The following is an 18,303-nucleotide window of genomic DNA, read 5'->3' as shown; positions in this document are numbered from 1 at the left end:
GAGGACGATATGCGGCGGTTAGCCGATTTTGTGGTGCGCTGGCCCTGGGCGGTCATCGGCGTGTGGCTCGCGCTGCTGGTCGCGCTGCCGCTGAGTTTCCCGTCGCTCGGCGAGATGTCTCAGCGCAACCCGCTGTCGATCCTGCCGGCCGACGCGCCGTCGACCGTGACGGCCACCAAGATGGCCGAGGCGTTCGGCGAATCCAGCAACGACGACCTGCTGCTGATCGCGCTGATCAACGAGAACGGGTTGACCCGCGAGGACGAGGACACCTACCGCAAGCTGGTCGACACGCTGCGCGACAACGTCACCGACGTGGTGTCGGTGCAGGACTTCGTCGCCACCCCGCAGCTGCGGCCGTTCCTGACCAGCGAGGACAAGACGACCTGGGTGCTGCCGGTCAGCCTCGAGGGTGAACTGGGCACCCCGCGGGCGTTCGACTCGTTCACCCGGGTCTCCGACACCGTCGAGCAGGCCGTCGCGGGCAGCACGGTCGACGTGTACCTGACCGGCCCGGCGGCCACCGTCGCCGACCTCACCGTCGCCGGTGAACAGGACCGGCTGCCGATCGAGATCGCGATCGCGGTGCTGGTGCTCGGTGTGCTGCTGCTGGTCTACCGGAGCCTGGTCACGATGCTGCTGCCGCTGGTGACGATCGGGTCGTCGCTGCTGATCGCGCAGGGCGCGGTGGCCGCGTACTCGTCGCTGACCGGGGCCGGGGTGTCCAACCAGTCGATCGTGTTCCTCAGCGCGATCATGGCCGGCGCGGGCACCGACTACGCGGTGTTCCTGATCAGCCGCTACCACGACTACCTGCGCTCGGGCGACGGCTACGAGCACGCGGTCCGGGCGGCGATGAGCTCGATCGGCAAGGTCATCACCGCGTCCGCGGCGACGGTCGGCCTGACGTTCCTGATGCTGAGCTTCGCCCAGATGGGCGTGTTCAAGACCGTCGGGGTGTCGTCGGCGATCGGCATCGGCATCGCCTACCTCGCCGGGATCACGCTGCTGCCGGCGATCCTGGTGCTCGCGGGCCCGCGCGGCTGGGTCAAACCGCGACGCGAACTGACCGCGCGGTTCTGGCGCCGCTCGGGCATCCGCATCGTGCGCCGCCCGGTGCCGCACCTGGTCGGCAGCCTGCTGGTGCTGGCGCTGCTGGCCGGCATCGCGGTGTTCGCCGACTACAACTACGACGACCGCAAGGTGGTCGACGCGTCGGCGCCCAGTTCGGTCGGGTATGCCGCGCTGGAACGGCACTTCCCGATCAGCCGGTCGATCCCGGAGTACATCCTGATCCAGTCGCCGCACGACCTGCGCTCACCGCGGGCGCTGGCCGACCTCGAGCAGCTGGCCTCACGGGTGGCGCAGCTGCCCAACGTCGGGCTGGTCAGCGGCATCACCCGCCCGGTCGGGGAGGTGCCGCTGGAGTTCCGGGCGACGTTCCAGGCCGGCATCGTCGGCGACCGGCTGGCCGACGGCTCCGCCCAGATCGGCCAGCGCACCGGCGACCTGAACCGGCTCACCGACGGCGCCGACACGCTGGCCGAGAGCCTCGCCGACGTGCGCGGCCAGATCAACACGATCGCGCCGAGCATCCAGGAACTGGTCGACACGTTCTCCTCGGTGCGCACCGAGTACGGCGGCGACAAACTGGTCCGCGACGTCGAGGTCGCCGCCAAACTGGTCACCAGTATCAACGCGCTGGGCAACTCGATGGGCGTGAACTTCCGCACCGTCCGGGACATGTTCGCCTGGATCGGCCCGGTGCTGGCGGCGCTGAACGGCAACGCGGTCTGCGACGCCAACCCGTCCTGCGTCGACACCCGCCAGCAGTTCCAGCGGCTGGTGCAGGCCCGCGAAGACGGCAGCCTCGACGAGATCAACGGTCTGGCCCAGGAACTGCAGGGCGTCGAGGACCGGGAAACCCTCAACGACGCGGTCAAGAAACTCAACAACGCGATGGCCAACGTCACCAAGGCGGTCAACGCGATGGGCCTCGATCAGCCCGGCGGCCCGCAGCGCGGCCTGGCCGAACTGCAGCGCGGCGCCAACCGGCTGGCCACCGGCAGCCGCGAGGTCGCGGGCGGGGTGGACGAACTCGTCGAGCAGGTCAAGGTGATCGCCGCCGGCCTGAACGAGGCGTCGACGTTCCTGCTGACCATGCGCAACAACGCCGCCGACCCGAACCAGGCCGGGTTCAACATCCCGGCCGAGGTGCTCAACCTGCCGGACTTCAAAAAGGCCGCGGCCGCGTACATCTCGCCGGACGGGCGCTCGGTGCGCTACCTGGTGCAGACCGAGCTGAACCCGTTCAGCGCCGAGGCGATGGATCAGGTCAATCAGATCGCCGACGTCGCGCGCGGCGCGCAACCGAACACCATGCTCGCCGACGCGACGATCTCGATGGGCGGCTTCCCCGTCGCGCTGCGCGACACCCGCGACTACTACCAGCAGGACATCCGGTTCATCATCGCCGCGACCCTGATCGTCGTGCTGTTGACACTGATGGTGCTGTTGCGCGCGATCATTGCGCCGCTGTACCTCGTCGGGTCGGTGGTGGTGTCGTACTTCGCGGCCATCGGCATCGGGGTGCTGACGTTCCAGATGCTGCTGGGACAGGAATTGCATTGGAGCGTGCCACCATTGGCGTTCGTGGTGCTGGTGGCGGTCGGCGCCGACTACAACATGCTGTTCGTGTCGCGGCTGCGCGACGAGTCGCCGCACAGCGTGCGTTACGGAGTGATCCGCACGCTGGGCTCGACCGGCGGTGTGATCACCGCGGCGGGGTTGATCTTCGCCGCCTCGATGGCCGGTCTGCTGTTCTCCAGTATCGGCATCGTGATCCAGGGCGGTTTCGTGATCGGAGTGGGAATCCTGTTGGACACCTTTGTGGTTCGCACCATCACGGTGCCCGCGATCGCCGCGATGGTGGGCCGGGCCAACTGGTGGCCGTCGCGCCTGGACACCCCGGGCCCCGCCGAGCGCGTCCCCGCGGACTCGACGAGCTGACCCGTGACCACACCTCAGTCCTCGATCCTGTCGATTCTGCACGGCCGCGCCAGTCTGCGGCCCGACGATCTCGCGTTCACGTTCACCGACTTCAGCCGCGACTGGGCCGGGGTGCCCGAGCGCCTGACCTGGTCGCAGCTGGCGCGCCGCACGATGAACGTGGCCCGTGAGATCCGCAGGCACGGGGCGGTCGGCGACCGGGCGGTGATCCTGGCCCCGCAGGGTATGGAGTACATCCTGGCGTTCCTCGGCGCGATGCAGGCCGGTTTGATCGCGGTGCCGCTTCCGTTGCCGCATCCGGGATCCGGGCACGAGCGGGTCGACTCGGTGCTGGCCGACACCGCGCCGACGGTGGTGTTGACGACGTCATCGGCGGCCGCCGACGTCGGCGACTTCGTCGGTGGGTTGGACACCACGCCGACGCTGATCGAGATCGACTCGGTGTGCCAGGACGACGACGGTGTGGTCGAGTTGACCGAACTGCCGGATATCGCCTACCTGCAATACAGTTCGGGTTCGACCCGGGCGCCGACGGGCGTGATGATCTCGCACCGCAACCTGCAGGTGAACTTCGAACAGGTGATGGGCCGCTTCTTGGCGGGGGTATCGACCGACGCGACGTTCGTGTCGTGGTTGCCCTTCTATCACGACATGGGTCTGGTGCTCGGCATCTGCGCCCCCATTCTGTCCGGCATCCCCGCCGCGCTGACGAGCCCGACCGCGTTCCTGGAGCGGCCGGCCAGATGGATGCAGGCGCTGGCGGAGAATCCGCGCGCATTCTCGGCCGCCCCGAACTTCGCCTTCGACCTGGCCGCCCGCAAGACCGTCGACAGCGATCTGGACGGGCTCGACCTCGGTGGCGTGCGCGGCATCATCAACGGCGCCGAACGCGTCGACCCGGCCACCTTGGAGCGGTTCGCGGACCGCTTCTCGCACTTCAACTTCGAGAGCCACATGCTGTGTCCGTCCTACGGTCTCGCCGAGGCGACGGTGTTCGTCACGGCCGGCTCCTGGAGCGATTCGGTCGAGGTGGCCCGCTTCGATGTCGACGAGCTGTCGGCGGGCCGTGCGCAGCGGTGTGACTCGCGGACCGGGTCGGCGCTGGTCAGCTACGAGCTGCCGAAGTCCCCGGTGCTGTGCATCGCCGACAGCGAGACATCGCGCGAGTGCGCGCCCGACGTCGTCGGCGAGATCTGGGTGCACGGTGAGAACGTCGCCGACGGCTACTGGGGCAGACCGCCCGGGGAGCAGAGTTGTTTCGGCGCAACACTTGTCGACCCGTCGCCGGGAACGCCCGTCGGCCCGTGGCTGCGCACCGGCGACCTCGGCTTCGTCCACGGCGGTGAGCTGTTCATCGTGGGCCGCATCAAGGACCTGCTGATCATCCGGGGCCGCAACCACTACCCCGAGGACATCGAGGCGACGGTGCAGGAGATCACCGGCGGGCGCGTCGCGGCCGTCGCGGTCCCCGGAAGCGGCGCCGAACGGCTGGTCACCGTCATCGAGCTGAAGAAACCGGCCGACCTCGACGACGACGCGCAGCGCCGGCTGGCCGGCATCAAAAGCGATGTCACCGCGGCGATCTCCAATGCCCACGGGCTCAGCGTCGAAGACCTGGTGCTGGTGCCTGCCGGGTCGTTACCCACGACCACGAGCGGCAAGGTCCGCCGGGCGGCGTGCGTGGAGCTGTATCAGCGCGGCGGGTTCGACAGACTGGATGGGGCCCGACGTGACGCGGCGGGGTAAGGTTTGGTGGCAGTGCGACCGACAGGTCGGGGAGGTGTGCGAACAGGCATGAGACGATTTCTCGCCTTCGGGTCCGCGCTGACAACCCTCGGCGCCGCAGGCTGTTTCGGCCTCGGTGTCGCGGCGGCCGACGAACGACCCGCACCGCCACCGCCGCCGGCCCCGGCCGACGGGCCGCCGCCGCTGGGCACGCCGGGACGGGCGTACGCGCTGGGCGGTGCGCACGTGCTGGGCATCCCGTACGACGAATACATCATGCGCACGGGCGCGGACTGGTTCCCGGGCCTGGACCGCCAGATCGTCGACTATCCGGCTGGTCAGGTGCAGGGACACACCCTGGAGCGGCTGTTCCCGGGTATCGGCGCGTTCGGCGACCGCTACGTGCCGGGCCTCGGCCTCGACGGTCCGAGCGTCGGCGAGTCCGTCGACGTCGGCACCCCCAACGTCATCAACGCGGTCCGCGAGGGTGGCCAGGGCACCGTGATCGGGCTGTCCGAGGGCGCGATGGTGCTCAACGACGTGCAGGCCAAGCTGGCCTACGACCCGGCCGCACCGCCGCCGGACCAGTTGAGTTTCGCGATGTACGGCGACCCGGTCGCGCGGCACGCGTTCGGCGAGAGCTTCCTGACCCAGATGTTCCCGGTGGGCGCCGTGGTGCCGTCGCTGGACTACCGGATCCCGCCGCCGGTCGAAAGCCAGTACGACACCTACCAGTTCGTCTCGGCTTACGACAGCATCGCCGACTGGCCCGACCGCCCCGACAACTGGATCTCGGTGGCCAACGCGATCGTCGGCCTGGCGACCGGTCACACCGCGGTGGCGTTCACCCGCCCGGAGATGGTGCCGCCGCAGAACATCCGCACGGTCGTCAACTCGCGCGGCGCGAAGACCACGACGTTCATGATCCCCGAGGAACACCTGCCGCTGGTGCTGCCGTTCAAGTACCTCGGCGTCGACCAGGAGACGCTGATCAAGCTGGACGCGGTGCTCAAGCCGTACGTCGACGCCGGCTACTCGCGCCACGACAACCCGTTGACCGCGCCGATCACCGTCGACCCGGTCAACGGTTACGACCCCGCGGAGGTCACCGCCCCGGCCACCCAGGCCGCGTTCGGCGGCGGCGCCGACCCGGTGTCGCAGCTGCTGTCGGGTCTGCAGTACGTGCTGAACAACCCGCCGACCTGACCCCGACCTGAGCGATTTCGGCGTAGTTGGGTGCGGTGAGCGCAACCCAGTACGCCGAGATCACCCGAGGCCGGCGAGGCCGACCGCGAGCAGCACCCCGCCGGCGACGGCCAGTAGCGCGCCGACCCCGCGGCGGCCCTGCGCGCGCAGCCAGTCGTAGAGCGCCGACAGCGCGGCGCGGGTGCGGTGCGGGGCCACCAGGTAACACAGCAGCGGGATCTCCACCAGCGCGAACGCCACGACGTTGAACACCAGCAGCGCGCCCAGTTGGACCGTCGTCGCGGCGCCGGACGCGGCGATCAGCGCCAGCGCCGCCAGATAGTCGACCGAGGGCAGCGCGATGCCCAGGCCCGCGACCGTCGCCGTCCACAGCGACCGGCCCTCGAGCACGCGTCGGGCGCGGGCGGTCAGGGGGCCGAACCGGGATTCGGTGAGGTTCGCGGCGTCCAGCCCGCGGCTCCACACGCCGGCGACCACCAGCGCCGCGTTGACCAGCAGCACCGCGCCGACGACGATCTGCACGACGGGCAGCGTCGAGTCGCTGCCGCCGAGCGCGGGGCGCAGCAGGAACAGTGCGACCAGACCGACCGCGATGCCCATCGCGAAGCCGCCGGTGAGGAAGGCGAGCAGTTGGCGCGCCGGCCGGGGGCGATTGATCATCAGGACCGTCATGCCCACCCGGAACGGCTCGAGGCTGACCGCGACGGCCATCACCAAGAGCGTGATCCACATGCGATGCGTCAGTCCTCGGCGTAGCGGTCACCCGGGCGGGCGTCCGCGTCAGGTTACCGGTTGGGCTCAGCGCGATTCCGAAGCACGCCGGTGCTGTGCGCACGGCCGATGTCCGTCAGGTGGAACCGGGACTTGGCCGGTCGACCGGGCACCGTGTGAAGATGGAAGCGATGAGCGCTACAGATTTGAACCCCTCGACGCTGCGCGAAGCGTTCGGGCATTTCCCGACCGGCGTGATCGCGATCGCCGCCGAGGTCGACGGTGTCCGGGTCGGGTTGGCGGCGAGCACGTTCGTGCCGGTGTCGCTGGACCCGCCGCTGGTGTCGTTCTGCGTGCAGAACACCTCGGAGACCTGGCCCAAGCTCAGGGAGCTGCCGTCGCTGGGGATCAGTGTGCTCGGCGAGTCGCACGACGCGGCCGCGCGCACGCTGGCCGCCAAGACCGGTGACCGGTTTGCGGGTCTGCAGACGGTGTCACGCGAGTCCGGCGCGGTGTTCATCGAAGGCACCAGCGTCTGGTTGGAGAGCAGGGTCGAGCAGCTGGTGCCCGCCGGCGATCACCACATCGTGCTGCTGCGGGTCTGCGACATCACCGTGCATCCGGATGTCGCGCCGATCGTGTTCCACCGCAGCACGTTTCGCCGCCTCAACAACGGGTGATTTCGGTGCGCCACCAGTCGTCTCGCGATAGGTAGCGCACCCAAACCGCGGTGTTACGGACAGGCGCCGAGCTCGTCGCGGTAGCCGGCGATGCGCTGTTCCAGCTCGGCGGCGTCGGCGGTGCGGCCCTCTCGTCGGGCCAACTGCGCTCGTACGCTCAGCTCGCGGATCGCAGTGCGAATGTCGTTGACGCTATGTCGCTGTCGAAGTGCCACGGTGCAACCTTTCGTCGTTGATTGGCCGCTTCCCCGCAGACTACCTACGGATTCGCGCCCGTCAACGCCCCCGTCAATGCCCTCGTCAACGACGCCGGAACAACTTGTCGCCGAGCCACACCACCGGGTCGTACTTGCGGTCGGCGGCGCGCTCCTTCATCGGGATCAACGCGTTGTCGGTGATCTTGATGTGTTCGGGGCACACCTCGGTGCAGCACTTGGTGATGTTGCAGTAGCCCAGCCCGTGCACCTCCTGGGCGTCCTCGGCCCGCCGCCCGTGCACGTCGAGCGGATGCATGTCGAGTTCGGCCTGGCGCATCAGGAACCGCGGCCCGGCGTACGCCTCCTTGTTCTCCTCGTGGTCACGCACGACGTGGCAGACGTTCTGGCACAGGAAGCACTCGATGCACTTACGGAACTCCTGCGACCGGTTGACGTCTTCCTGCGCCATCCGGTACTCGCCGGGCTGCAGATCCTTGGGCGGCTTGAACGCCGGGATCTCGCGTGCCTTCTGGTAGTTGTACGACACGTCGGTGACCAGATCGCGCACCACCGGGAACGTCCGCAGCGGCGTCACCGTGATCACCTCGGTCTCCGAGAACGTCGACATCCGCGTCATGCACAGCAGCCGCGGCCGGCCGTTGATCTCCGCCGAGCACGATCCGCACTTGCCCGCCTTACAGTTCCACCGCACGGCCAGGTCGCCGGTCTGGGTCTGCTGCAGCCGGTGGATGATGTCGAGCACCACCTCGCCCTCGTTGACCTCGACCGAATAGTCCTGCAGCGCACCGCCCTCGATGTCGCCGCGCCACACCCGCATCTTTGCCTGGTAACTCATGCGTCTCTCCTAGACGAGTGGTTGGCGAGTTCCTCCGGGGTGAAGTACTTCTCGAGCTCTTCGATGTCGATCAGCTCCAGCAGGTCGTCGCGCATCGGCACCTGGTCCTGGCGGGTGATGGCGATGTCGGGCACCGTCGTCTCACCTTCGGCGCGGCACACCAGCAGCGTTTTGCGCCAGGAGGATTCCATCGACGGATAGTCGTCGCGGGTGTGCCCGCCGCGGCTCTCGGTGCGCTCCAGCGCGGCCATCGCGATGCACTCGCTGACCAGGATCATGTTGCGCAGGTCGATGGCCAGGTGCCAGCCCGGGTTGAAGTGCCGGTCGCCTTCGACCTTCACCCGCTTGTAGCGCTCGCGCAGCTCCTTGAGCTTCTCGATGGCCTCGCTGACCTCGTCGGCCTTGCGGATGATGCCGACCAGGGCGTTCATCGTGTCCTGCAGGTCGAGTTGCAGGGTGTACGGGTTCTCGGCGGCGTCCCCGTTGGACGGGCCCTCGAACGGATGCAGCGCCAGCTTCACCGACGCGTCGATCGCCTCCTCGGACACCGCGGGCCGGTCACCGAGCGCGCGCACGTAGTCGGCGGCGCCCATGCCCGCGCGCCTGCCGAACACCAGCAGATCGGACAGCGAGTTGCCGCCCAGCCGGTTCGAACCGTGCATCCCGCCGGAGCATTCGCCGGCGGCGAACAGGCCGGGCGTCTTGGCCGCACCCGTGTCCGGGTCGACCTCGATGCCGCCCATCACGTAGTGACAGGTCGGTCCGACCTCCATCGGCTCCTTGGTGATGTCGACCTCGGCCAGCTCCATGAACTGGTGGTACATCGACGGCAGCCGGCGCTTGATCTCCTCGGCGGGCAGCCGCGAGGCGATGTCGAGGTAGACGCCGCCGTGCGGGGTGCCGCGGTCGGCCTTCACCTCGGAGTTGATCGCGCGGGCCACCTCGTCGCGGGGCAGCAGGTCAGGGGTACGACGGGCGGAGTCGTTGTCCTTGAGCCACTGGTCGGCTTCCTCGATGCTCTCGGCGTACTGGCCTTTGAACACCGCGGGGATGTAGTCGAACATGAAGCGCTTGCCCTCGGAGTTCTTCAGCACTCCGCCGTCGCCGCGCACACCTTCGGTGACCAGGATGCCCTTGACGCTGGGCGGCCAGACCATGCCGGTCGGGTGGAACTGGACGAACTCCATGTTGATCAGCGTTGCGCCCGCGCGCAGCGCCAGCGCATGCCCGTCGCCGGTGTACTCCCACGAGTTCGACGTCACCTTGTAGGACTTGCCGATACCGCCGGTGGCCAGCACCACCGCCGGCGTCTCGAACAGGACGAAGTTGCCGCCCTCGCGGTAGTAGCCGAACGCGCCCGCGATCCGATCGCCGTCCTTGATCAGGTCGGTGATCACGGTCTCGTGGAACACCCGGATGCGGGCCTCGTAGTCGCCGAACTCCTCTTTGTCCTCCTGCTGCAGCGACACGATCTTCTGCTGCAGGGTCCGGATGATCTCCAGGCCGGTGCGGTCGCCGACGTGCGCGAGCCGCGGGTAGGTGTGACCGCCGAAGTTGCGCTGGCTGATCTTGCCGTCCTTGGTGCGGTCGAACAGCGCGCCGTAGGTCTCCAGCTCCCACACCCGGTCCGGGGCTTCCTTGGCGTGCAACTCGGCCATCCGCCAGTTGTTGAGGAACTTCCCGCCGCGCATGGTGTCCTTGAAGTGGACCTGCCAGTTGTCCTTCGGGTTCGCGTTGCCCATCGCCGCCGCGCACCCGCCCTCGGCCATCACCGTGTGGGCCTTGCCGAAAAGGGATTTCGTGATCACCGCGACCTTCAGGCCCCGTTCGCGGGCCTCGATCACCGCACGCAAACCAGCCCCGCCGGCGCCGATCACGACGACGTCGTAGGAGTGCCGTTCTAATTCCGCCATCGAATAAACCTCACTACCGTTTCTCAGAAAGTTCCTACGCGCCAATGAATCTCAGGTCGCTGATGGCACCGCTGGACACCAGCATGATGTAGAAGTCGGTGAGCATCAGCGTCCCCAGCGTGATCCAGGCGTACGTCTTGTGCCGGGTGTTGAGTCGGCTGACCTGGCTCCACATCCAGTACCGCACCGGGTGTTTGGAGAAATGCTTGAGCCGGCCGCCCACGACGTGGCGGCACGAATGGCACGACACCGTGTAGGTCCACAGCAGCACCACGTTGGCCACGAGAATGACGTTGCCCAAGCCGAATCCGAAGCCTTCGGGGGAACGGAACGCCACGATCGCGTCGTAGGTGTTGATCAACGAGATGGCCACGGCGATGTAGAAGAAGTACCGGTGGGTGTTCTGGATGATCAGCGGGAACCGCGTCTCACCGGTGTAGGTCGCGTGGGGTTCGGCGACCGCGCACGCGGTGGGGGCCTGCCACACCGTCCGGTAGTAGGCGCCGCGGTAGTAGTAGCAGGTCAGCCGGAACAGCAGCAGGAACGGCAGCGATATCGCCGCATACGGCAGCCACCACACGTCGGGCAGGAACTGGCCGAAGTGGCTGGACTCCGGGATGCACCCGGACTGTTCGGCGGCGTTCCACCGCGCGAGGCACGGCGAGTAGAACGGCGTCAGATAGTGGTAGTCGGCGACGTAGTACCACTTCTGCATGAACGCCCGCACCGTCGCGTAGATGATGAACGCGGCGAAGCCCAGGTTGATGATCAGCGGTGACTGCCACCACCGGTCGGTGCGCAGGGTGCGCTGCGGGATTTCGGCACGGCTCGGCGAAAAGACGCCGGTCGCCTTGCGGTCGGCGGTGGGTGCGCTCACTGTTGCCTTTCGGTGTTGAGTTGTCCCGGGATCCGGCGGAGGTCCGTGTCAGCGGACCCCGCCGAGCCCTTCGTCGTCGACGCCGCGCCAGAAATCGGTGTCGTACTGGGTGTCCGGGATCGGGATGCGGTCACCGGCGTGGTGGTGCACCACGCCGCGGGCCAGCTCCAGCTCTTCGGCGTCGATGTCCAGACGATCGATGTCGTTGAGGATGCGTTCGGCGTCGTTGACGATGCGGCGCGTGGCCGGAGTATCTCCGTACCTCGACGCCAGCGATGTCACGCACCGGCGCAGGCTTCCAATTAGCTCGTGCAGTTCGGCGAGTTCGGTAGTGCTGGACAAGTGACCTCCTTGGGCTGAAGGGTGTCGGGAATCACAGTACGACACCCGATGCTAGCTACATCATGCAGTGCACAGTGAGACAGATCACGTCAAACCCGTATTAGGAGGCCCGATGCCCGACGCAGCCGCCAATCAGCGCGCGGAGGCGCTGCTGGCGTTACACCAGCCCGGCAACCCGGTGATTCTGCCGACCGTCTGGGACGTCTGGTCGGCGCGTCTCGCGGTCGACGAGGGATTTGCTGCGTTGACCGTCGGCAGTCACCCGCTGGCCGACTCCCTCGGTAAGGCCGACAACGAGGGGATGGCCTTCGAGGACGTGGTGGCCCGGGTCAAGGAGATCACCGCGGCCGTCGACGTGCCGGTGTCGGTCGACCTGGAGGCGGGCTACGGGCAGACCCCGGCACGGCTGATCGAGGGCCTGCTCGAGGCCGGTGCCGTCGGGCTGAACATCGAGGACACCGTGCACAGCGAGGGCGGCCGGCTGCGGTCGGTGGCCGAACACGCCGAGTTCGTCGGCGGGCTGCGTCAGGCCGCCGACGACGCCGGAGTGCATGTGGTGGTCAATGCCCGCACCGATCTGTTCCTGCGCCAGGACGGCGACGAGTCCGACCGCGTCGAGCGGGCCGTCGCCCGACTCCGTGAGGCCGCGTCCGCCGGCGCCGACGTGCTCTACCCGGTGGGCCGCCACGATCCGGACACGCTGCGCCGCTTGTGCTCTGAGTTGCCGCTGCCGGTGAACGCGATCGGCGTGCCCGACCAGGACGACCCCGCCTCGTTCGGTCCGCTCGGTGTCGCGCGGGTCAGCTTCGGGCCCTTCCTGCAGCGCGCCCTGTCGGTGCGGGCCAAGGAGCTGCTGCAGCGCTGGGTTTAAGGTGCGGGGCGTGCCCACCGACAAGCACCACGAGCACGACGAGCATGACGAGCATGACGGCGACGAGCCCGACCGCGACTGGCATGAGCAGCAGCCGCTGGTGATCGCCGGCGGTGTGGCGCTGGCGATCCTGCTGGTGATCCTGGTCTACGCCGTCGTCCGTACCGCTGACTCGTCCAGAACCCCCGAGGTCATCCCGCCGCCGGTGCCGTCGTTGACCCGCACGACGACCACCACGACGACGCCCACGACCACAACGACCACGACGACAACAACGACGACGACGTCGCCGACCACCACCACGACCACGTCGCCCACGACCACCACCACGACCACCACGACGACGACCACGACGACCACGACCACGACTTCATTGACCACGACGGCGACCAGCGAAACGACCGAGACCACAGATACTTTCGAGACCGAGACGACCGTCGGCTGACACGACGAAGCCGGCGGAACCCTTGGAGGTTCCGCCGGCTTTTCGGTCGGTTACTTGCTTTCGATCGCGATGCGCTGCGGTTCGGCGCCGCGGTGCGCACCGGCGACGCGTACGGTCAGCACGCCCGCGTCATACGAGGCGGAGACGGCCTCGCGGCTGACGTGCGACGGGAGTTTGAACGCCCGCCGGAACGACCCGTAGCGGACCTCGCGAAGCGTGCGGCCGTCCTTGTCCTCGGCGCGTTCGTCGCGGCGCTCACCGTGGATCACCAGGTAGTCGCGTTCCACCTCGACGTTGACGTCCTTTTCGACGTCCACGCCGGGGAGTTCCACGCGCACCAGTGCGTCCTCGCCGTCGCGGACGATCTCCGCGGCGGGGGTGAACGCGCCGGCGAACCAGTCGTCGGCGGTCGCGGGGCCGAAGAAGTCGCGTACCCAGCGGTCGATGTCCCAGGCCGGGCGGTTTCTCAGTGCCAGAGTGCTCATGTCCCTCTCCTTTGCTCGACGGACCGGCACCGCGCCGGTCGGCTACCCACTACAACTTGAGTCGACCACGCTCATGTTCCCGCGGTGTCGTTCGCCGCCGGCGAAGCGCACTCACACCACCCGGCAGCGGCTGGTGAGCACACCGTGATCGGTGCTTCACACGAGGCGACATTGCGGCAATATCGGCTGCTTAGCGTCGGCGGCATGCAGGAACCCAGAGATGTGGTGGTCGTCGGCCACGGGATGGTCGGGCACCGGTTCGTCGAGGCGTTGCGGGCGCGCGACGTCGACGGTTGCTGGCGCGTCACCGTGCTGGCCGAGGAGGCCGACGCGGCCTACGACCGGGTCGGGCTGACCTCCTACACCGAGCACTGGGACCGCGGCCGGCTGGCGCTCGCCGGCAACGACTACCGCGGTGACGACCTCGTCGACCTGCGGCTCGACAGCCGGGTGGTCGGCATCGACCGAGCGGCGAAGACCGTGCGCACCGCCGACGGCGGACAGGTGCCCTACGACGCGCTGGTGCTGGCCACCGGCTCGTATGCGTTCGTGCCGCCGGTGCCCGGCCGCGACCTGCCGGTCTGCCACGTCTACCGCACCCTCGATGACCTCGACGCCATCCGGGCCAGCGCCGCCGCCGCCCTCGAGGGCGGGCGCCCGGCGGCCGGGGTGGTGATCGGCGGCGGGTTGCTCGGACTGGAGGCGGCCAACGCGCTGCGCTCGTTCGGCCTGCACGCCCATGTCGTGGAGATGGCGCCGCGGCTGATGGCCCAGCAGCTCGACGAGGCCGGCGGCGCACTGCTCGGCCGGATGATCGGCGAGCTCGGCATCACCGTGCACACCGGCGTCGGCACCCAGGACATCCGCCCGGCGCAACGCAACCGGCCGCTGCGGCGCTCGGCCGACGACGACTCGGTGCGCGTCACGCTCAGCGACGGCAGCACCGTCGACGCCGGGGTGGTGGTGTTCGCGGCCGGGGTGCGCCCGCGCGACGAACTGGCCGTCGACGCCGACCTGGCCCGCGCCGAACGCGGCGGCGTGCTGACCGACCGCGGTTGTGTGACAAGCGATCCCGACATCTACGCGATCGGCGAGGTAGCCGCGATCGACGGCCGCTGCTACGGGCTGGTCGGTCCCGGCTACACCACCGCCGAGGTGGTCGCCGACCGGTTGCTCGGCGGCGCCGCCGAGTTCGGCGAAGCCGACCTGTCGACCAAGCTGAAGCTGCTCGGGGTCGACGTGGCCAGCTTCGGTGACGCGATGGGCACGACGCCGAACTGCCTCGAGGTGGTCGTCAACGACGCGGTCAACCAGACCTACGCGAAGCTCGTGCTCTCCGACGACGCCAAGACGCTGCTCGGCGGGATCCTGGTCGGCGACGCCTCGGCCTACGGCATCCTGCGCCCGATGGTCGGCGAACCGCTGCCCGGCGACCCGATGGCGCTGATCGCCCCGGCCGGAAGCGATTCGGCGTCAACCGGTCTCGGTGTCGGATCGCTGCCCGCGGGTGCCCAGATCTGCTCGTGCAACAACGTCACCAAAGGCGACCTGACCGACGCCATCGCCGGCGGCTGCTGCGATGTGCCGGAGCTGAAGAAGTGCACGCTGGCCGGGACCTCGTGCGGGTCGTGCGTGCCGTTGCTCAAACAACTGCTCGAGGCCGAGGGCGTCGCCCAGTCCAAGGCGCTGTGCGAGCACTTCGGCCAGTCGCGCGCCGAACTGTTCGAGATCGTCACCGCCACCTCGATCCGCACGTTCTCCGACCTGATCGAACGCTTCGGCAGCGGAAGAGGTTGCGACATCTGCAAACCCGTGGTCGCCTCGATCCTGGCGTCGACGAGTTCGGAGCACATCCTCGACGGCGAGCAGGCCTCGCTGCAGGACTCCAACGACCACTTCCTGGCCAACATCCAGAAGAACGGCAGCTATTCGGTGGTGCCCCGGGTGCCCGGCGGCGACATCACCCCCGAGCAGTTGATCCTGATCGGCGAGATCGCGCGGGATTTCAACCTGTACACCAAGATCACCGGCGGGCAGCGCATCGACCTGTTCGGTGCGCGCGTCGACCAGCTCCCCGAGATCTGGCGCCGCCTCGTCGAGGGCGGCATGGAGTCCGGGCACGCCTACGGCAAGGCGCTGCGGACGGTGAAGAGCTGCGTCGGCAGCGATTGGTGCCGTTACGGACAACAGGATTCGGTGCAGATGGCCATCGACCTGGAACTGCGCTACCGCGGGTTGCGCGCCCCGCACAAGATCAAGATGGGCGTCTCGGGGTGTGCCCGCGAATGCGCCGAGGCCCGCAGCAAGGACGTCGGCGTGATCGCCACCGAGACCGGCTGGAACCTCTATGTCGGCGGCAACGGCGGGATGACGCCGCGACACGCGGAACTGCTCGCCGGCGACCTCGACGACGAGACGCTGATCCGCTACATCGACCGGTTCCTGATGTTCTACATCCGCACCGCCGACCGCCTGCAGCGCACCGCGCCGTGGGTGGAGAGCTTCGAAGGCGGCCTGGACCATCTGCGCGACGTGGTGTGCAACGACTCTCTCGGGCTGGCAGGGGAATTCGAGGAGGCCGTCGCCCGGCACGTCGAGGGGTACGCGTGCGAATGGAAGGGTGTGCTCGAGGATCCGGACAAGCTGTCGCGCTTCGTGTCGTTCGTCAACGCCCCCGACGTCGCCGACCCCACGATCGAGTTCGCGGCCCCCGCCGGCCGACGAGTCCCCGTGTCCATCGGAATGCCGAAGGTGCCGCAATCATGAGCCTGGTCAACGACATCGCAGTGTGGACCGTCGCGTGCAGGTACGACTTCCTGATCCCCAACCGCGGGGTCGGGGTGCTGCTGCCCGACGGTGCGCAGGCCGCGCTGTTCCGCCTCGACGACGGATCGCTGCGCGCGGTCGGCAACATCGACCCGTTCTGCGGTGCGGCGGTGATGTCCCGCGGCATCGTCGGTGACCGGTCCGGGCGTCCGACGGTGCAGTCGCCGATCAAGAAGCAGGCGTTCGCGCTCGACGACGGCGTCTGCCTGGATGACCCGGCGGTCGCGCTGCCGGTGTACGCGACGCGGCTCACCGAAGCCGGAATGGTCGAGATCTCAGCGCGAGCAGACGCGAAGTGACCTGTTTTCGCGGGATTTCGGGACAGTTTGCGTCTGCTCGCCGGGGACGATCGCGCGGCGGAACCGGTTGACGATCAGCCGGACCAGCGCCGGGTGGGTGCCCAGCGGGTCGGCCACCGCGTCGGCGCCGCTGAGACGCAGCCGGTCCTGGAACAATCCCTCCGCCAACAGGTACGACGCGACCACGACGCGGCGCGCGCCCAGGCGACGCAGCCGGGCCACCGCGTCGGCGACCCTGGGTTCACCGGTCGCGGCGTAGGCCAACTCCACGCGGTCGCCGGTCACCGCCGACAGCAGCGCCGACATCTGCCGCAGATCCGAGCGCGCCCGCGGGTCCGATGTCCCCGCCGCGGCCAGTACGACGGAATCGCCGGGCCGCCAACCGCATTCAATGAGACGGTCGATCAGGACGCGGACCAGTTGCGGGCTCGGGCCCAGCGCCTCGGTCACCGTCACCGCGGGATGTCCGCTTTCCGCGACGTGCGCCGGAATATCGGTGCCGACGTGATAGCCCCGCGACAGGAAGGCCGGCACCAGCGTGGTGCGGTCGTCGATGCCCTGCAGCACCTCGCACGGCGTCGGGCCCAGCACGTCGACGAACGCCACGTGCACCGGCGCGTCCAGCGTCTGCGACACCTGTTCGGCCAGCGCTCCGATCAGCGTGACGCCGGTCCGTTTGCGGGTACCGTGCGCCACCAGCAGGTAGCTCATCGTGCCTGCGCCAGGTTGTCCTCGACGGCCAGCCGGTAGCCGCGTTTGACGACGGTCGACACGATGTTCTTGTCGCCCAACGCTGTTCGCAGCCGAAGCACCGCGGTCTCCACCGCGTGGGTGTCGGTGCCGCTGCCGGGCAGTGCGCGCAGCAGGTCGGTGCGCGACACCACCGCGCCGGGGCGGTGGGCCAGCGCGCGGATGGTGGCCATCCCGGCCGGCGACACCGCCTTGACCACACCGTCGACCAGCACGCAGGTGCCGCGGATCTCGAGCACGTGACCGGCCACCCGCACGGTGCGCGCGCACAGCAGCGGCAGTTCGTCGGTGATGTGACGGGCCAACGCGCCCAACCGCATCCGCTCCGGCGCCGACGTCGGGACCCCGAGCCGGACCAGCGGCCGCGCGGTCACCGGGCCCACGCACATCGCGTGCACGTCACCGCGCAGCGCGGCGAGCACCCGGTTCTCGATGCCCATCTCGGTGGCGCGCAACAGCATCGACGCCACCGCGGGCGCCGAGGTGAAACTCACCGCGTCGAAGCGGCCGTCGGCGATCCCGGCGACGAGCTGGTCGAACTCGCCGTTGCGGGGCGCCGGACGCCACCGGTACACCCGGATCGGGACGACGTCGGCGCCCGCGGCGCGCAGTTCGTCGAGGAACTCGGGGAACGGGTCCCACTCCTCGGTCGCCCCGTGCAGCTGCACCGCGATGCGCTGGCCGTCGATGCCGCCCTCGACCAGGTAGTGCAGCAGCTCCCGCGACGACTCCGACTCCGGCGACCACTCCTCGGGCAGACCCGCCGCGCGCAACGCACCGGTCGCCTTGGGGCCGCGTGAGACGACCCGCGCCTTGCCCAGCGCGGCGGTCAGCTCGCCGGCCAGACCCCAGCCGTCGGCGGCCGCGATCCAGCCGCGCAGCCCGATCCCCGTCGTCGCGATCACGATGTCGGGCGGCGTGGCGATCAGATCCTCGGTGTGCGCCCGCAGCGCGTCGTCGTCGGGCAGCGGCACCATCGTGATCGCGGCCGCGGTGGTGACGGTCGCGCCGCGGCGTTGCAGCAGCGCGCTCAGTTCCTCGGCACGGCGGGCGGACGTCACCGCCACCCGGAACCCGGTGAGCGGTGCCCAGTCGGGCGCACTCATGAGCC

17 protein-coding genes are annotated in these 18,303 nt (G+C 69.0%); 8 read left to right on the top strand and 9 right to left on the bottom strand.

What is annotated here, in order from left to right:
- Nucleotides 1-9: 9 nt before the first annotated feature.
- From BHQ18_RS05970 to pe, 3 genes are read left to right on the top strand one after another with little or no spacing between them, the layout of a single operon-like run.
- Nucleotides 10-3,009, top strand: a complete 3,000-nt coding sequence (locus BHQ18_RS05970; RefSeq protein ID WP_069412638.1) for an MMPL/RND family transporter — start codon at nucleotides 10-12, stop codon at nucleotides 3,007-3,009.
- A gap of 3 nt (nucleotides 3,010-3,012) precedes the next feature.
- Nucleotides 3,013-4,755: an AMP-binding protein gene (locus tag BHQ18_RS05965; protein ID WP_084293898.1), complete on the top strand. Its 1,743-nt coding sequence runs from the start codon at nucleotides 3,013-3,015 to the stop codon at nucleotides 4,753-4,755.
- Nucleotides 4,756-4,803: 48 nt separating this feature from the next.
- A complete protein-coding gene (pe, locus tag BHQ18_RS05960) occupies nucleotides 4,804-5,940 on the top strand; it encodes an acyltransferase PE (RefSeq protein WP_069412637.1) in 1,137 nt (378 codons plus the stop codon).
- A 60-nt stretch (nucleotides 5,941-6,000) separates the two neighbouring features.
- Here the strand turns inward: pe and BHQ18_RS05955 are convergent, their stop codons facing one another.
- Nucleotides 6,001-6,672 (bottom strand): GAP family protein, encoded by a 672-nt coding sequence (locus BHQ18_RS05955; protein WP_069412636.1) that lies wholly within the window; start codon nucleotides 6,670-6,672, stop codon nucleotides 6,001-6,003.
- 170 nt (nucleotides 6,673-6,842) lie between these two features.
- Between BHQ18_RS05955 and BHQ18_RS05950 the strand changes: the two genes are divergently transcribed.
- Complete coding sequence (locus BHQ18_RS05950) at nucleotides 6,843-7,331, top strand: flavin reductase family protein (protein ID WP_069412731.1); 489 nt, start codon at nucleotides 6,843-6,845, stop codon at nucleotides 7,329-7,331.
- Nucleotides 7,332-7,384: 53 nt separating this feature from the next.
- Here the strand turns inward: BHQ18_RS05950 and BHQ18_RS30035 are convergent, their stop codons facing one another.
- The 5 genes from BHQ18_RS30035 to BHQ18_RS05930 form a co-directional block, all read right to left on the bottom strand.
- A complete protein-coding gene (locus BHQ18_RS30035) occupies nucleotides 7,385-7,546 on the bottom strand; it encodes a glycoside hydrolase family 92 protein (protein ID WP_165614536.1) in 162 nt (53 codons plus the stop codon).
- Between the two features lie 85 nt (nucleotides 7,547-7,631).
- Nucleotides 7,632-8,384, bottom strand: coding sequence for a succinate dehydrogenase/fumarate reductase iron-sulfur subunit (locus BHQ18_RS05945; protein WP_069412635.1), 753 nt, complete (start codon nucleotides 8,382-8,384; stop codon nucleotides 7,632-7,634).
- A complete protein-coding gene (locus BHQ18_RS05940; RefSeq protein ID WP_069412634.1) occupies nucleotides 8,381-10,297 on the bottom strand; it encodes a fumarate reductase/succinate dehydrogenase flavoprotein subunit in 1,917 nt (638 codons plus the stop codon). The genes BHQ18_RS05945 and BHQ18_RS05940 overlap by 4 nt, the downstream gene beginning before the upstream one ends.
- Nucleotides 10,298-10,331: 34 nt before the next feature.
- Nucleotides 10,332-11,174, bottom strand: a complete 843-nt coding sequence (locus tag BHQ18_RS05935; RefSeq protein WP_069412633.1) for a succinate dehydrogenase subunit SdhC — start codon at nucleotides 11,172-11,174, stop codon at nucleotides 10,332-10,334.
- Between the two features lie 48 nt (nucleotides 11,175-11,222).
- Nucleotides 11,223-11,516 carry an Rv0250c family protein gene (locus BHQ18_RS05930; protein WP_064349304.1) on the bottom strand — a complete coding sequence of 98 codons (294 nt, stop codon included), beginning with the start codon at nucleotides 11,514-11,516 and terminating at the stop codon, nucleotides 11,223-11,225.
- A 112-nt stretch (nucleotides 11,517-11,628) separates the two neighbouring features.
- Between BHQ18_RS05930 and BHQ18_RS05925 the strand changes: the two genes are divergently transcribed.
- Both BHQ18_RS05925 and BHQ18_RS30030 read left to right on the top strand, forming a co-directional pair.
- A complete protein-coding gene (locus tag BHQ18_RS05925) occupies nucleotides 11,629-12,387 on the top strand; it encodes an isocitrate lyase/PEP mutase family protein (protein WP_069412632.1) in 759 nt (252 codons plus the stop codon).
- Nucleotides 12,388-12,397: 10 nt separating this feature from the next.
- Complete coding sequence (locus BHQ18_RS30030) at nucleotides 12,398-12,832, top strand: hypothetical protein (RefSeq protein ID WP_205866055.1); 435 nt, start codon at nucleotides 12,398-12,400, stop codon at nucleotides 12,830-12,832.
- A gap of 50 nt (nucleotides 12,833-12,882) precedes the next feature.
- On the opposite strand, the gene BHQ18_RS05915 is transcribed toward BHQ18_RS30030, so the two are convergent.
- The gene (locus tag BHQ18_RS05915) at nucleotides 12,883-13,317 is read right to left on the bottom strand and encodes an Hsp20/alpha crystallin family protein (RefSeq protein WP_069412630.1); all 435 of its coding nucleotides are present in this window, start codon (nucleotides 13,315-13,317) and stop codon (nucleotides 12,883-12,885) included.
- A 204-nt stretch (nucleotides 13,318-13,521) separates the two neighbouring features.
- Between BHQ18_RS05915 and nirB the strand changes: the two genes are divergently transcribed.
- Nucleotides 13,522-16,083 carry a nitrite reductase large subunit NirB gene (gene nirB, locus BHQ18_RS05910; RefSeq protein ID WP_069412730.1) on the top strand — a complete coding sequence of 854 codons (2,562 nt, stop codon included), beginning with the start codon at nucleotides 13,522-13,524 and terminating at the stop codon, nucleotides 16,081-16,083.
- Nucleotides 16,080-16,442: a nitrite reductase small subunit NirD gene (gene nirD / locus BHQ18_RS05905; protein WP_069412629.1), complete on the top strand. Its 363-nt coding sequence runs from the start codon at nucleotides 16,080-16,082 to the stop codon at nucleotides 16,440-16,442. The genes nirB and nirD overlap by 4 nt, the downstream gene beginning before the upstream one ends.
- On the opposite strand, the gene BHQ18_RS05900 is transcribed toward nirD, so the two are convergent.
- Nucleotides 16,419-17,153 carry a sirohydrochlorin chelatase gene (locus tag BHQ18_RS05900; protein WP_084293897.1) on the bottom strand — a complete coding sequence of 245 codons (735 nt, stop codon included), beginning with the start codon at nucleotides 17,151-17,153 and terminating at the stop codon, nucleotides 16,419-16,421. The genes nirD and BHQ18_RS05900 overlap by 24 nt on opposite strands.
- Nucleotides 17,150-18,298 carry a uroporphyrinogen-III synthase gene (locus BHQ18_RS05895; RefSeq protein WP_069412628.1) on the bottom strand — a complete coding sequence of 383 codons (1,149 nt, stop codon included), beginning with the start codon at nucleotides 18,296-18,298 and terminating at the stop codon, nucleotides 17,150-17,152. The genes BHQ18_RS05900 and BHQ18_RS05895 overlap by 4 nt, the downstream gene beginning before the upstream one ends.
- Between the last annotated feature and the right edge of the window lie 5 nt (nucleotides 18,299-18,303).

It is taken from the genome of Mycolicibacterium flavescens, assembly GCF_001722335.1.
Lineage (GTDB): Bacteria > Actinomycetota > Actinomycetes > Mycobacteriales > Mycobacteriaceae > Mycobacterium > Mycobacterium flavescens.
Note: the sequence above shows the minus strand (reverse complement) of the source record. Positions and strands in the feature narration are given on the sequence as shown.